This is a genomic window from Microbacterium sp. (genome assembly GCF_036277215.1).
Classification (GTDB): domain Bacteria; phylum Actinomycetota; class Actinomycetes; order Actinomycetales; family Microbacteriaceae; genus Microbacterium.
In genome coordinates, this window is sequence record NZ_DASUNI010000072.1 from 1 (window position 1) to 12,720 (window position 12,720).

The 12,720-nt window shown below is 70.9% G+C and carries 13 protein-coding genes; 6 read left to right on the top strand and 7 right to left on the bottom strand.

Features of this window, described 5'->3' with window-relative positions:
• On the bottom strand, positions 1-456 hold a 456-nt coding region (locus VFX99_RS03535; protein ID WP_329664937.1), incomplete at its 3' end, for a trehalase-like domain-containing protein.
• Entirely contained in the window at positions 457-1,497 is a 1,041-nt protein-coding gene (locus tag VFX99_RS03540; protein ID WP_329664938.1) for a glucose 1-dehydrogenase, read from the bottom strand.
• 264 nt (positions 1,498-1,761) lie between these two features.
• Here VFX99_RS03540 and VFX99_RS03545 point away from each other — a divergent pair, with 264 nt between their 5' ends.
• Positions 1,762-2,286: a universal stress protein gene (locus VFX99_RS03545; RefSeq protein WP_329664939.1), complete on the top strand. Its 525-nt coding sequence runs from the start codon at positions 1,762-1,764 to the stop codon at positions 2,284-2,286.
• Positions 2,287-2,440: 154 nt separating this feature from the next.
• Here the strand turns inward: VFX99_RS03545 and VFX99_RS03550 are convergent, their stop codons facing one another.
• Together VFX99_RS03550 and VFX99_RS03555 are read right to left on the bottom strand one after the other, a co-directional pair.
• Positions 2,441-2,884 (bottom strand): hypothetical protein, encoded by a 444-nt coding sequence (locus tag VFX99_RS03550; protein ID WP_329664940.1) that lies wholly within the window; start codon positions 2,882-2,884, stop codon positions 2,441-2,443.
• Between the two features lie 39 nt (positions 2,885-2,923).
• Complete coding sequence (locus VFX99_RS03555; protein WP_329664941.1) at positions 2,924-3,352, bottom strand: cupin domain-containing protein; 429 nt, start codon at positions 3,350-3,352, stop codon at positions 2,924-2,926.
• 94 nt (positions 3,353-3,446) lie between these two features.
• On the opposite strand from VFX99_RS03555, the gene VFX99_RS03560 reads away from it, so the two are divergent.
• The gene (locus VFX99_RS03560; protein ID WP_329664942.1) at positions 3,447-4,100 is read left to right on the top strand and encodes a helix-turn-helix domain-containing protein; all 654 of its coding nucleotides are present in this window, start codon (positions 3,447-3,449) and stop codon (positions 4,098-4,100) included.
• On the opposite strand, the gene VFX99_RS03565 is transcribed toward VFX99_RS03560, so the two are convergent.
• Both VFX99_RS03565 and VFX99_RS03570 read right to left on the bottom strand, forming a co-directional pair.
• Entirely contained in the window at positions 4,073-5,113 is a 1,041-nt protein-coding gene (locus VFX99_RS03565) for an alpha/beta fold hydrolase (RefSeq protein ID WP_329664943.1), read from the bottom strand. The two genes, VFX99_RS03560 and VFX99_RS03565, sit on opposite strands and share 28 nt — an antisense overlap.
• Before the next feature lie 76 nt (positions 5,114-5,189).
• Positions 5,190-6,893, bottom strand: coding sequence for a calcium-binding protein (locus tag VFX99_RS03570; RefSeq protein WP_329664944.1), 1,704 nt, complete (start codon positions 6,891-6,893; stop codon positions 5,190-5,192).
• Between the two features lie 346 nt (positions 6,894-7,239).
• On the opposite strand from VFX99_RS03570, the gene VFX99_RS03575 reads away from it, so the two are divergent.
• The 4 genes from VFX99_RS03575 (at position 7,240) to VFX99_RS03590 (ending at position 11,256) form a co-directional block, all read left to right on the top strand.
• The gene (locus VFX99_RS03575; RefSeq protein WP_329664945.1) at positions 7,240-7,473 is read left to right on the top strand and encodes a 4-oxalocrotonate tautomerase family protein; all 234 of its coding nucleotides are present in this window, start codon (positions 7,240-7,242) and stop codon (positions 7,471-7,473) included.
• Positions 7,474-7,637: 164 nt separating this feature from the next.
• On the top strand, positions 7,638-8,999 hold the full coding sequence (locus VFX99_RS03580; protein ID WP_329664946.1) for a branched-chain amino acid ABC transporter substrate-binding protein: 1,362 nt from the start codon (positions 7,638-7,640) through the stop codon (positions 8,997-8,999).
• On the top strand, positions 8,996-10,108 hold the full coding sequence (locus tag VFX99_RS03585; RefSeq protein ID WP_329664947.1) for an AI-2E family transporter: 1,113 nt from the start codon (positions 8,996-8,998) through the stop codon (positions 10,106-10,108). Before VFX99_RS03580 ends, VFX99_RS03585 begins: the two co-directional genes overlap by 4 nt.
• A 260-nt stretch (positions 10,109-10,368) precedes the next feature.
• Positions 10,369-11,256, top strand: a complete 888-nt coding sequence (locus VFX99_RS03590) for a YihY/virulence factor BrkB family protein (protein ID WP_329664948.1) — start codon at positions 10,369-10,371, stop codon at positions 11,254-11,256.
• A gap of 4 nt (positions 11,257-11,260) precedes the next feature.
• Here VFX99_RS03590 and VFX99_RS03595 read toward each other — a convergent pair whose 3' ends face one another.
• Complete coding sequence (locus tag VFX99_RS03595) at positions 11,261-12,520, bottom strand: cation:proton antiporter (RefSeq protein ID WP_329664949.1); 1,260 nt, start codon at positions 12,518-12,520, stop codon at positions 11,261-11,263.
• Positions 12,521-12,720: the final 200 nt, after the last annotated feature.

Consider the following 12,720-nt stretch of genomic DNA (forward strand, 5'->3'; position numbering starts at 1 on the left):
GACCGGCGCATGCAGCCACGCGGCATCCGGCCCCGCGATCGCCGCGAGGCACCCCTCGCCGTGTCGCACCCACGGGACCGTCGAGCCGTAGTCGAAGCGCAGTCGCAGCTCGCTGTGCATTCGGACGCGGCCGCTGATGCCTTCCACGATCCGCACCACATCCGCCGCCTTTCCGCGCGGCGGCATGAGGTCGACGACCCTGACCGTGCCCTCGGGCGCCAGCCATTCCGTCTCGAGCACGAGCGAGTCGCCGCGGTACCGCCGCGTCGCGGACGCAACGCCGCCGGCGGGAGCGACCTGCCAGCGGCCCGCATCAGGAGTGTCGAGCAGTGCCGCGAAGCAGGCCGGCGAGTCGAAGCGCGGCAGGCACAACCAGTCGATCGACCCGTCGCGTCCGACCAGGGCCGCGGTGTGGAGGTCGCCGATGACGGCGTAGTCCTCGATCCGGCCGGCCACTCAGAAGCTCACCACGGTCTTGATGTCGTCCTCCCGACGCTCGAGCGCCTCGGCGTATGACTCGATCGGCACCTTGCGGGTCAGCAGTCGCGAGAGCCAGGCCCGGTCGGCAGTGGCCAGCGCTGCCGCGCCCGCCTCGTAGTGGCGCCGATTGGCGTTGACGGAGCCGAAGACCACGTCGTTCTCGAGGACCCACTCGCGGTTGAGCGCCCCGAGGTCAACCGCCACGCGGCGACCCGGTGAGGAGACGCCGGCGAGACAGACCACGGCGTTGCGCGCCGTGCCGGCGAGCACGGCCGCGACGACCGCGGGCGCTCCCGTGCACTCGATCACCACGTCGGCGTCGAGCTCGAACTCCTCGACGTGAGTGGTGTGGTATGTGGCGCCGAGCGCGTCGACAAGCGCCGGCTTGGGCCCGTCGGCGACACGGTCGAGCACGTGGACGTCCAGTCCGCGCTGCGCGCCGAGGAGCGCCGCGAGCAAGCCGACCGGGCCGGCGCCGGTGATCAGCACGGTCCTCGGATCCCACACCGCGCGCTCCCCGATGCGCTCGACGTGCTCCCACGCCTTCGCGACGACCGACGTCGGCTCGAGCAGGACGCCGAGGTCGCCGAGACCCGGGTCGACGCGGACGAGCCCCTCAGGCCGCAACCGGTAGCGGTCGCGCGCGAAGCCGTGCAGGCCCTTGATGCCGTGCTCGGTGTACCGGCCGTTGCGGCACATGTCCCACTCGCCGACCGCGCAGTTGGCGCACGGGACCGGATCGGGCCGCCGCACGATCCCGACCACCTGATCGCCCGGCGACAGGTCCCCCCCATCCGGCGCCACCAACACCCGACCGAGGGATTCATGGCCCAGCACGAGGTGAGGCTGTCCGGGAGGTGCCTCGCCGTACGATCCTGAGACGATCTCGCGATCCGTGCCGCAGATGCCGAGGGCCAGCGCGGCCACGAGAACCGACCCCTCGTCCCGGTGGGGTTCCGCGACCTCGCGCAAGCGATCGCTGCCCGCGACACCCGGTTCGACCGTCAGGGCACGCATGGCCCGCGCCCCCGTCTCGTGGCCGCCATCGACGGCACCGCGCTCGACCGCATGTGGCGGTCATTCCCCACGGCCGCCGGCTGGTACAGGGAACGTCCGTAGCCTTACGGCCCGGGTCCCGGTCGCGGCGCGGCCGTCGACGGTCATGAGGCGGATGTCGCGCGGCATCCGCGACGTCGCCGGGCGCCGGGTAGTAGCCGTAACCGCGATCCATGGAGGCTCAGCTCCATGTCAAGGCGCCCGCTTCGATGACACGCTGGTCGCATGTCCGACACGCACGCATCGACCGAACGTGATGGAGCTCGCGACCCGACCGATTCGCCGATGTCGGTCCTGCGACTCGTCGTCGGCTACGACGGCTCGCCCTCGTCGAGGCGCGCGGTGGACTTCGCGGCCGCAAGGTTCAAGGGCTCGACAGCCGTGGTGGTACATGTGGCCGCCATCCCGCTGCCTCCGGCCGGCGCGATGGTGCCGCCGGACGCCCTGGTCGTTCCCACGGCCGCGGAAGAGGCCGACTTCGAGCGGCTCGCGCGATCGACCGCGCAGGACGGGGTGGCGCGGGCGCGCAGGGCGGGCCTCGAGGCCGAGGCGGAGACCCGCGTGGGCACCGGGTCCTCCGCGGTCGCGGCGGGGCTCCTCGACGTGGCGGAGGAACGCGACGCCGATCTGGTCGTTCTCGGGCACCGCGACCTCGGCAGGCTCGAAGCCCTGCTGCACGCAAGCGTCTCGAGAATTGCTGTGCAGGACGGTCGCAAGCCCGTCCTCGTGGTGCCGAGCCACGACGCCTAGTGCGGCCTTCGGTCTGCGCCCGCACGGAGGCGCGCCGCCAGCGATCAGAGAGCGCCGCGCCCCGGAGTGCGGCAGCGCTTCGCTCGGACTCGATCGAGTTCTGCGCCGCCGCCTCCGCGCGCGGAACGGCTCCGCCGTCGCGAGGACGAACTCGTCAGGCGGCGATGGCGTGGCGCAGCCCCTGGCCGGCCGGGGAGAGGGCGCGGCCTGCGACGTCGATCGTGCCGGTGGCCATGTCCACGCTGCCGTCGATGGCCACGACCGCGGTGTTGTAGTCGGCGTAGCCGGGCACCGCGGTCGAGAAGAGCGCGAAGCCGGTGATCCGATGCCGGTGCGGGGCATCGGCGTCCGGGAGGGCGTAACCGCGGACATCGGCGGAGATCGGGCCCTGCTCGGTCTCGATCGTCTCGCGGATGTCGAGGACGACGCTGCCGTCGGCGCGGACGCGGACCTGGTCGACCCCGCGCACCCGGGCGCCGGTGAGCGCGCCTTCGGTCATGCGGCCGTCGAAGTAGTTGTCGACGCGGATGCCTCCGTCGACGGGCCCGATCTGGATCGAGTCGGTGAAGCGGGCCTGGAAGCGGTAGTCGAGATGCATGGGATCGCTGTCCTTTGAAGGTCTCGGGAAGGTGATGGATCAGGGGGCGAGCTCGGCGGGCGGTGGCGTGCCCAGCACTCGCGTGCCGTAGGGGACCCACTCGTCCTCGAAGACACTGACGATCGTGCTGGAGGAGAAGACGCCGGTGACGCGCGCCGGCGTGTCGCCGGCCCCGACGACGTCATGGGGGATCTCGGCGGGGACGACCGAGATCGACCCCGCCCCGGCGCGGCGGCGCTCGTCTCCGACGACGATCTCCACCTCGCCCTCGAGGACGACGAGGACCTCCTCGGCGCTGTCGGTGTGGGTGCCGAGGCGCATGCCACGGCCGAGCTCGAACAGGACGGCGGCGGTGCTGCGGGCGCCGGTGCCGCGATGGACCGGCCACGCGGCGCGCACGACGTTGTCGGCGTGATCGCGGTGGTGGGCGGACATGAGGTCGAGCTCGCGGGTCTGGACGGTGTACATCGGACGCTCCTTCGCATTTGAGGTGGCAGCGTGATGTGTGAATATGCCGGACCAGGCCCCCATTGTCAGTTCGGTTAGCACTATGATGATTGAAATGGCGGCAACCAGACGCAAGTACGAGCTCAAGGACCGAGCGCTCAGGCAGGAGCAGACCCGCGCGCGGATCGTCGACGCGCTGGTCGAGCTGCACGAATCGGTCGGAGCGTCGCGGACGACGGTGACGGAGGTCGCACGGCGCGCGGGCGTGAATCGCATGACCGTCTACAAGCACTTCGCGACCGAGGCGGACATGGTCGTGGCGTGCACGTCGCACTGGATCGAGTTGCACCCGCCCCCGGACGTCGAAGCGTGGATGGGCGTCAGGGACCCCGACCAACGCCTCCGGATCGCGCTCGGCGAGCTATACGCCTACTACCGGCAGACGCAGGCCATGTGGAGCACCGCCTACCGCGACGCCCCGCTCGTCGAGGCGCTCGGAACGGTCATGGGTGAGACGTGGTTTCCGCTGCTTGAGCGTGCCGTCGAGATCCTTGCCGGCGGCCGCGCCGTACGCGGCCGCCGTCGAGGGCGCCTCGTTGCCGCCCTCCGCCTCACCGTCGACTTTCCGACGTGGCGGACGTTGACGGCATCGGGACTCGCAGACGCCGACGCCGCCGACGTCGCGGCGGCGTTCGTCGCGGCCGGTGTCCTTGTCCCTGGGCGTGCGGCCCGTCGCGAACGTCAGAGCAGTCCGGACCGCGCGGCGTAGGCGGCGGCGGCCGCACGCGACGGGAGTCTGAGCTTGGTGCGGATGTTCGCCACGTGGCGATGGATGGTGTGGGGGCTGAGGATGAGCTCGCGAGCGATCTGCGGATCCGTCAGGCCTCGGGCGACCAGTTGCAGGACCTCGCGCTCTCGACCGCTGAGCTCGCCGAGGCGATCAGCGCCGGAGGCTTCGTCGGCGAGAGGAGCGGGGATCCCGAGGAACGCGGCCGACGCGGCGATGACGGACGTCTCATCCCCGTGCCAGGGCAGGTGTGCCTCCCCTTCGAGCTCGCCGAACTCGGCGGCCGGCAGCAGTGCCGCCACCTCGGCGCCGAGCCGGAACGGGACGGCGCGGTCGAGGCGCCGGTGGAGCACGAGCGTCGGTGCCGTCACCCGCGTCAGGTCCACGGTCACGTCGGAGCCATAGATCAGCTCGAGGAGCCGGGCTGCCGTGTCGCGTCCGGCGGAGCTGCGCTGGAACGCAGCGAAGGCGGCCCTCTCGGCCGGCTCGGCTCCGGGCATGAAGATCTCCGTCAGGACCCGCGCGCCGAGGCCCCAGCTCGCGCGGACGACGTCGACCATTCCGAGCCGGACGTCGACGGTTCCGAGGCGGCGACCGTCAGCGTAGCTGCCGTAGAGCACGAGCCGCTCGACGCGCTCTGGCTCGCGGGCGGCGTAGCGCGCCGCGGTACACCCGCCACAGGAGATGCCGAGGAGCGCGAACGAGTCGAGCTCGAGCGCATCCACCACGGCGGCCAGCGTGGCGACCTCCACATCGAGGGTGAACTCGCCGACAGGTCGCTCGCCGTCCGAAGCGCCCGTGCCGACCCGATCGAAGCGGACGACACGGCGGTCGCGGGCCAGCGCTTCGACGAACTGCCGCAGACGGACAGTGCCCCAGTCCTCGCTGACGTGGCTGACCCACCAGGGCGGCAGGACGATCGCGCGACCGGAGCCCACGGTGGCGTACGCGACACGCCTGTCCCCGAGACTGGCAAAGCCGATCTGCTGATCCACTACCCAGCCTCTCCCGTGGACTGGCCGCCCAAGGCGGCGGGCCGCCCCTCACACCACCACTCGTCTGCGATCGGACTCAGCACCTTCGCGGCGTGCGCGTTCCCGGCGGAAGGCATCGGCGCGAGAGTCTCGGCACTTTGCGCGCCCTGATCGTGAGGCGCAGCACCTTCCCCACCGAAGCCGCACGCAGGACCCGCACCTCGATCCGTGCGCCGCGCCTGAGCTTGCGCTTGCGCACGACGCGCGAGAGGTTCTTCTGAGCGGTCGCGCGAGCCACGCGGCTGCGCTTGACACCCTTGAGGCAGCCGCGCCGGCGACCACCTCGGCAGCGCACCTCGATCGTGCTGGCGCTCGGCACGTCGAGCACCAGCAGCCGAGTGATCCGCGTGTACCGCCGCCGGAGCTTGAACCTGAACTGGATCGGGGTCTCGATGCGAGCGAACGCAGCATCGCCACCGAGGCAGTCGTCGTCGACCCGGTTGCCCGGCTCGTCGGGGATGCCCGGGCGGATGCCGGCGTTGCGGTCGTCGCAATCGGCGGGCGCCGGGATCCCGTCGTTGTCCACGTCGGCCATCAGCTCGCGACTCGACTCGACGTTCTCACAGGCCGCGACGATGTCGAACTCGTCGACGATCGCCACGTCGACACCCGAGCCGCACTCGATGCGGTCCTGCACGCCGTCGCGTGCCGTGATCCGGTCGTCGCCCGCTCCGGCATCCACGAAGTCGGCGCCGCCGGCGGGCTCGATCGTGTCGTTGCTCGCCCCGGCGTCGAGGTCGTTCGGGCCGTCGTTGCCGACGATGCTGTCCGGCCCCGCGCTCCCGATCACGTTCTCGACGTCACTCTCTATCGCGTCATTCTCACCCGGCTCGCCGTCGTCGGCAGTGCCATTGAGGCTGATGCGCAGAGGCTGGCCGCCGCGGTCCTCGTAGGAGACGGCGTCGAGGCTCGGCCCGCCGCGCACGATGTCGCTCCCGGGGCCCGGCAGCAGCAGGTCGCGTCCGTCGCCGCCGTCGAGCGTGTCGTTGCCTTCGCCGCCGTCGAGCGTGTCGCGGTCCGCCCCGCCTTCGAGGAGGTCGTCGCCGACGCCGCCTGCAAGCGCATCTCTGCCGTCCTGGCCGCGCAGGTGGTCGGTGCCCTCGCCGCCCGACACGGCGTCGGCGCCGGAGCCGCCGTCGGCCGTGTCATCTCCGCTGCCGGCCTGGAGCGAGTCGTCGCCGGTGCCGCCGCTCATCACGTCGCCCCCAGAACCGCCGGCGACGCTGTCCTCGCCATCCTCGCCGTCGACTTCGTCGTTGCCTGCACCCGCTTCGATCGAGTCGTTCCCAGCGCCGCCACGGAGCACGTCCGAGCCGCACGCCGCCGTGATCGTGTCGGCGCCGTCGCCGGCGCTCACGGTCATGCGCGCGGACCCGAAGATGAAGTTGCAGCCCGCCGTGACCGTGTCGCCCTGCGGCGAGCCGGTGACGGACGTCATCGCCGGCAGGGGCGAGCAGGTGAAGCTCGTCGGGGGCGTCGCGCCGGAGTCGTCGTTGCATCTGCCGCCGCTCGCGTCGGCGAAGCCCTCGGTGGAGGCGACCGCGTACGTCGTCTGGAAGCCCGCCGGGAACACGAAACGCGTGAACTGCGACACGGTGAGCGAGAATGCGGTCGGGTTGCCGGAGACGGTGACCGTGTCACCGGGATAGGTCAGGGTCGAGGGCGCTGCCAGCACCGCGGCCGGCCACGCCAGTGCCGCCATCGTCGCCCAGATGGCGATCGAGTTCCGTCGCACGGGCACCTCCAGAGGGGTCGTGCGAGCACGCTCTCGGAGCGCAGCCGCGCTGTAAAGGCGTTCCGGGACGCACCGTCATCCGACTTACGGCCACCGATGCCCGACGCCACGGAATCGTCAGCCGGCTTACGGCTCCATCGGGTACGCCGGTGTCCGGCGAACGCACGGCCGGCCGAGGTGGGCTGCTCGAGGGCCTTCCGGTGACGCCCGCACGTGGGCGATCCCGGCCATTGGAGAATGGCCCGATTTCGGGAAGTCGCCAGCCCCGCCCGACGATGAAATGGACGAGGTCAAGAGACCGACCCCGAGTCCCGCCGGGTTTGCCGGGGTGGGTCGCGAACAAGGAGCCAGCATGCCCCTCATCAATGTCAAGGTCATCGACGGCGTGTTCACAGACGAGCAGAAGGGCGAGATCGCAGAGAAGCTCACGGACGCCATGGTCAGCATCGAAGGCGAGAACATGCGCTCGGTCACCTGGTGCGTGATCGACACCGTCGCGAGCGGCGACTGGGCGATCGGCGGCAACCGGCTCACCACCGAAGACGTGCGCGCCCTCGCCGCCGGCGAGCCTGCGCTCCAGGGCTGAACGACGGCAACGGGTTCGGCGGCCTCGGGTCCTCCTCCCAGAGCCGCCGCACCCGGGATGCTCGACAGACGCACTCCTCCGAGCCGCTAGGTCGCGGCACCTGCACCGCGAACGCGCGAAGCCGAGCAACGCGGGTAGTGCCGACCTCCACCAGACGCCACCTCATGACGTACCTCCAGGACGGTCCGGCGGTCAGTGCGACGACAGTCACCGATCGTGACCTCGGATGCGGTGCAGGACTCCTCGGGCGAGACGACCGATCCCTGGAGGACAACATGCGCAGACTTCTCACCCTGGCGACCGCCATGGGGCTGATGGCAATCACCGCCTGCGGAGGCGATGACGACGGCGGTAGCGGCGACGCCTCAGAGCGCAAGCAGCTCACGGTCTACTCGTCGCTGCCCCTCCAGGGCGCGTCGCGGCCGCAGACGGTGGCGATGGTCAACGGCATCGAGCTCGCGCTCGAGCAGGCGGGAGGCCGCGCGGGGGACTTCGACATCCGTTACGAGTCGCTTGACGGCTCGACGGCCCAGGCCGGCTCGTGGACACCGGAGGCGACCTCCTCGAACGCGCGTGAGGCCGCGCTGAACGACAACACGGCCGCGTACATCGGTGAGTTCAACTCCGGGGCCTCGGCGGTGTCGATGCCCATCCTCAATGAGGGCGGCGTGCCGCAGATCAGCCCTGCCAACACCGCGGTAGGGCTCACCTCCGACGACCCGGGCGCGGAGACCGGCGAGCCCGAGAAGTACTACCCGACCGGGGAGCGCCACTACGTCCGGATAGTCCCGAAGGACACCATCCAGGCCGCGGCGCTCGCCACGGTCATGGAACAGGACGGTTGCAGCCGAGTCTTCATGACCAACGACAAGGAGGTCTACGGCGCCGGCCTGGCACGCAACATCCAGAACGCCGGGAAGCGTCAAGGGCTGCAGATACTCGCCAACGAGGCGATCGACAAGAACGCCGCGAACTTCCGCTCGCTGGCAGCCTCGGCGGCCAGGCAGGACGCGGACTGCTTCGTCTACGCAGGCATCACCGCCAACAACGCGGTGCAGCTTTACAAGGACTTCGCCGCCGCTCTGCCTGACGCGAAGCTCTACGGGCCCGACGGTGTCGCTGAGTCGGGATTCGTCGACCCCAAGGAGGGCGGCATCCCGCGACGCGTGGGACGCCGCACGAAGGTGACGGTCGCGACCCTCGCGCCCGACCAGTACCCGCCCCAGGGCCGGGAGTTCTTCGACGCGTTCCGGCAGAAGTACGGCGATGACAACCCCGACCCGTACGCGATCTACGGCTACGAGGCGATGAGGCTCGCACTCGACGCCATCGAGCGCTCCGGAACCGGAGAGAAGCCGGACATCATCGACGCACTCTTCGAGACGCAGGATCGCGAGAGCGTTCTCGGGACGTACAGCATCGACGACAACGGCGACACGACGCTCACCTCGTACGGGGTCTACACCGTGAAGGGCGGCAAGCTCACCTTCGACAAGACCATCGAGGCAGCGAGCGCTCGGGAGTGACGACGTCGGTGAGGCCGACCCGCGCGCGGAACGCGGCCGGATCCGGCAGGCTCGCTCGGCTCGGGCAGCAGTGTCTCTGGGGCCTCGTCATCTTCGCGGCCGTCGTCGTCGCCCTCAACGTGCTCGCGCGACTACGGCTGGTGGTCCTGCCGGTGCTGCTCGCGGTCGTGCTGGCCACCGTGCTCGAGCCGCCGGTCCGATGGCTGCGCGCCCGCGGCTGGCACGACGGCCCGGCGGCTGTGATCGTGCTGCTGATCTCGCTGCTGGTACTGGCGAGCGCGCTGGCCGTGATCGCCCCACCCATCATCGACGAGTTCGGCGATCTCGACGTCGGCGTCTCGGCGACGCTCGATCAGGTGCAGACGTGGGTCCGCGATTCACCGCTGCCGATCTCGAACGATCAGATCAGCGACGGGATCGACCGCTTGGAGGACCAGGTCCGCACGAGCCTCGACGCGATCGCCGCGCAACTGCTGGGAGGCGCACTCGTCGCCCTGGAGGTGCTCACGGCGGTCGCGTTGGCGATCGTCGTGCTGTTCTTCCTGCTCAAGGACGGCGGCAGGGTCTGGACGTGGGTGCTCGCCTTCATCCCAGCCGGCCGCCGCGGCGACGCCGATCGGATCGGGGCACGTGCATGGCGGGCGCTCGCGGGCTTCGTGCGCGGGCAGACGCTGGTCGCCCTGTTCGACGCCGTGCTGATCGGCCTGGCGCTCGTCGTGATTGGCGTGCCGCTCGCGCTCCCGCTCGCGGTACTGACGTTCTTCGGCGCCTATGTGCCCGTGATCGGAGCAACGATGACGGGGCTGCTCGCGGTGCTGATGGCGCTCGTGGCGAAGGGTCCGCTCGCCGCCGCCGCCGTCCTCGCCGCGATCCTGCTCGTACAGCAGATCGAGGGAAGCGTCTTCCAGCCGGTCGTGGTGGGCCGCGCGATACACGTCCACCCGCTCGCGATCCTCCTCGGCGTCGCCGCCGGCGCCGTCCTCGGGGGCATCGTCGGCGCGATGGTGGCCGCCCCGGTGGTGGCGGTCGCCGGTGCGGTACTGCGCGACATCCGCGACGAAGCGGCCGTGCGGGGCGACGGCCGCCGGGCCCGGGTGTCGGCCGGCTGACGGCCGCTGCGCCGAATCCCGCCTGTGCGGGCAGGCACTCTCCGACGCCACTTCCCCTCCCGGACTATGAGCGTCGCCCCCTGCTCCGGCCGACAAATTCCCCAGCGCCGGCGCATGGTCCGGTGGCCGCCCTCCCTGGCGGCCACCGGCCGCCGGGGGCCCAACCCAGCCGGAGACCTATGCCCGAGCGAGCTGCAGGAGGCACGAACGGAGCGCCTGCGGACGGCGGCGGGGCTCCTCGCGGCCCGAGCCGACTCGGCGTGCGCTCCTGGGGCGCCGTGCTCGAGCGCACGGCGAGACAGATCGGCCCCGACCACCTCGCGCAGTGGGCGGCAGCGCTGGCCTTCTATGCGCTGCTTTCGCTTTTCCCGGCGATGCTCGCGATCGTCTCGATGCTGGGCCTGGTCGGGGCGCAGGCGCTGGAGCCGCTGATCGAGAATCTCGGCGGCCTAGCGCCGAGCGCCGGCCGCGAGATCGCGCTCGACGCGCTGCGCAGCATCCGCGACAGCGATCGCGCGGGGATCGCGCTCGCCGTCTCGCTTGCCGTCGCCGTGTGGTCGTCCTCGGCCTACATCGGCGCCTTCATCCCGGCGGCGAATGTCGTCTGGGAGGTCGAGGAGGAGCGCCCACGCTTGAAGAAGCTGGCCGTCCGCGTGGTGCTGACCGTGACGCTGCTCCTACTGACCGCCCTGGTGGCGCTCATCGTCGTGATCACGGGCCCGGTCGCGGAGCAGCTGGGGAGCCTCGTCGGGGTCGGGGAGACCGCGGTGGCGGTGTGGCAGTACGCGAAGTGGCCCTTGCTCGCCCTCGCCGTGATGGCGCTCGTCTCGCTGCTCTACTGGGCGTCGCCGAACGTGCTCCACCCGGGGTGGCGCTGGCTCATGCCGGGCAGCGTGCTCGCCATGGTCTTGTGGATCGCCGCGTCGCTGGCGTTCTCGCTGTACGTCTCGAGCTTCGGCTCCTACGGTGCGCTCTATGGCAGCATCGGCGCGGTTCTGGTCCTTCTGATGTGGATGTGGCTGACCAACCTGGCCATCCTGCTCGGCGCGGAGCTCAACTCGGAGCTCGAGCGAGAGCGCGCGATCAAAGCCGGGATGCGGCCGCGTGACAAGACCCCCTTCCTTCCGCTGCGCGACTCGCCCCCGTAGCCCGCTATGGCGCGCCGTCGATGTCCTTGGTGAGCGGATGCCGCAGCGTCGTGCGGGCCTTCCGCCCGGCATAGCGCCGCACCCCGGGGGTCGCCGTCACTGAGAAGGCGATGACCGAGACCGCGATTGCCAGCGTGCAGGCCGCGAAGACCCGGTCGAACTCCTCGAGCCCGTAGCGCTCGACGAAGAGCGCGTAGTAGATCGCGGCGACGCCGAGCGGTCCGTACCACGAGAGGAAAGCCACGCCGCGGCGCGGAGTTCTCGTCGGGGCGAGCGCGAGCGCGGCGATGCCCGGCCGGCGGACCATGAGCGCCCACAGCGCGAAAGCGATCCCCGACCAGCCGAGCGCCGTCCAGCCTTCCCACGGCACCACCGCTCCGAAGAAGACGAAGACCGGGACCACGAGAAGATGCTCGAGCGCGCTCTGCATCTGCTCGAGCTCCTCGGCGTAGCGCTCGCCGAGCACCAGCGAGAACGTGACGCCGGCGACGAAGCTCGCGAGCACTCCCGTCCCGCCAAGCGCGTGGACTGCCCCCACGGTGAGCAGCGCGAGCGCCAGGGCGCTGACAAGGAAGTAGCCCGCCGACGCTGCCTGGTGGTCCTCCGCGAGATCGACGAGCTTCCCCGTCACGAAGCCGATAAGTAGGCCGGCGGCCACCGCGATCGCGACCTGCCCGACCGTCTCCTCTACGATCGTGCCGGCCTCATCACCGGGCAGGGTCAGCACGAGCGCCGATACGAGCACGAACACGAGCGCGAGCCCATCGTTGGCCCCGGCCTCGAGCTGCAGGGACCGGCGCAGCCACCGTGGCAGGTTGGCCTCGGCGAGGCGGCCCGTGACCAACGACGACGCGACGACGGGGTCGGTGGGGGTCAGGATCGCGCCGATGAGCAGCGCGATCCACGGCTCCACGTCGAGCAGCAGCCAGGCGCCGGCGCTGGTCGTCAGCCACATGCCGACCATGCCGACCGTGAGCAGCATCCCGCCGCGTTTCCAGTTAGCCCGCAGGTCGGCACGCTGGAACTGCAGACCTGTACCGACCAGGGAGACGGCCAGCGTGACGCGGGCGAGCTCCTCGAGGACCTTGTGGTTCTCGGCGAGCGTGTCGGGGCGCAGCACGGCGAGCGCCTCCGGTCCCAGCAGCACACCTGCCACCAAGGCGAGCAGGGGCACCGAGAGCCAGAGCCGTTTGACGATCGTCGACGGCAGTCCGAACCCGAGGATCGCCGCGCCCATGACGATCAGTACCGCGTCGGTGCTCACGGTGCCTCGTGTTCGCTCAGCACGGAACTCCTTCCGTTCTTGCGCTCCAGATTGCCGTCGGAGGCACCTGTCCGATGCGCCGCGCGGACACGCGCTTCGCGTAAGTGGAGTTACGACCGGCCGAGCGGATCAGGCGTCCCGCGCCACCTGCACTCCCAAGGCCTCGATGCGCTCGCGGTCGTGGTCGTTCCCGGCCTCAC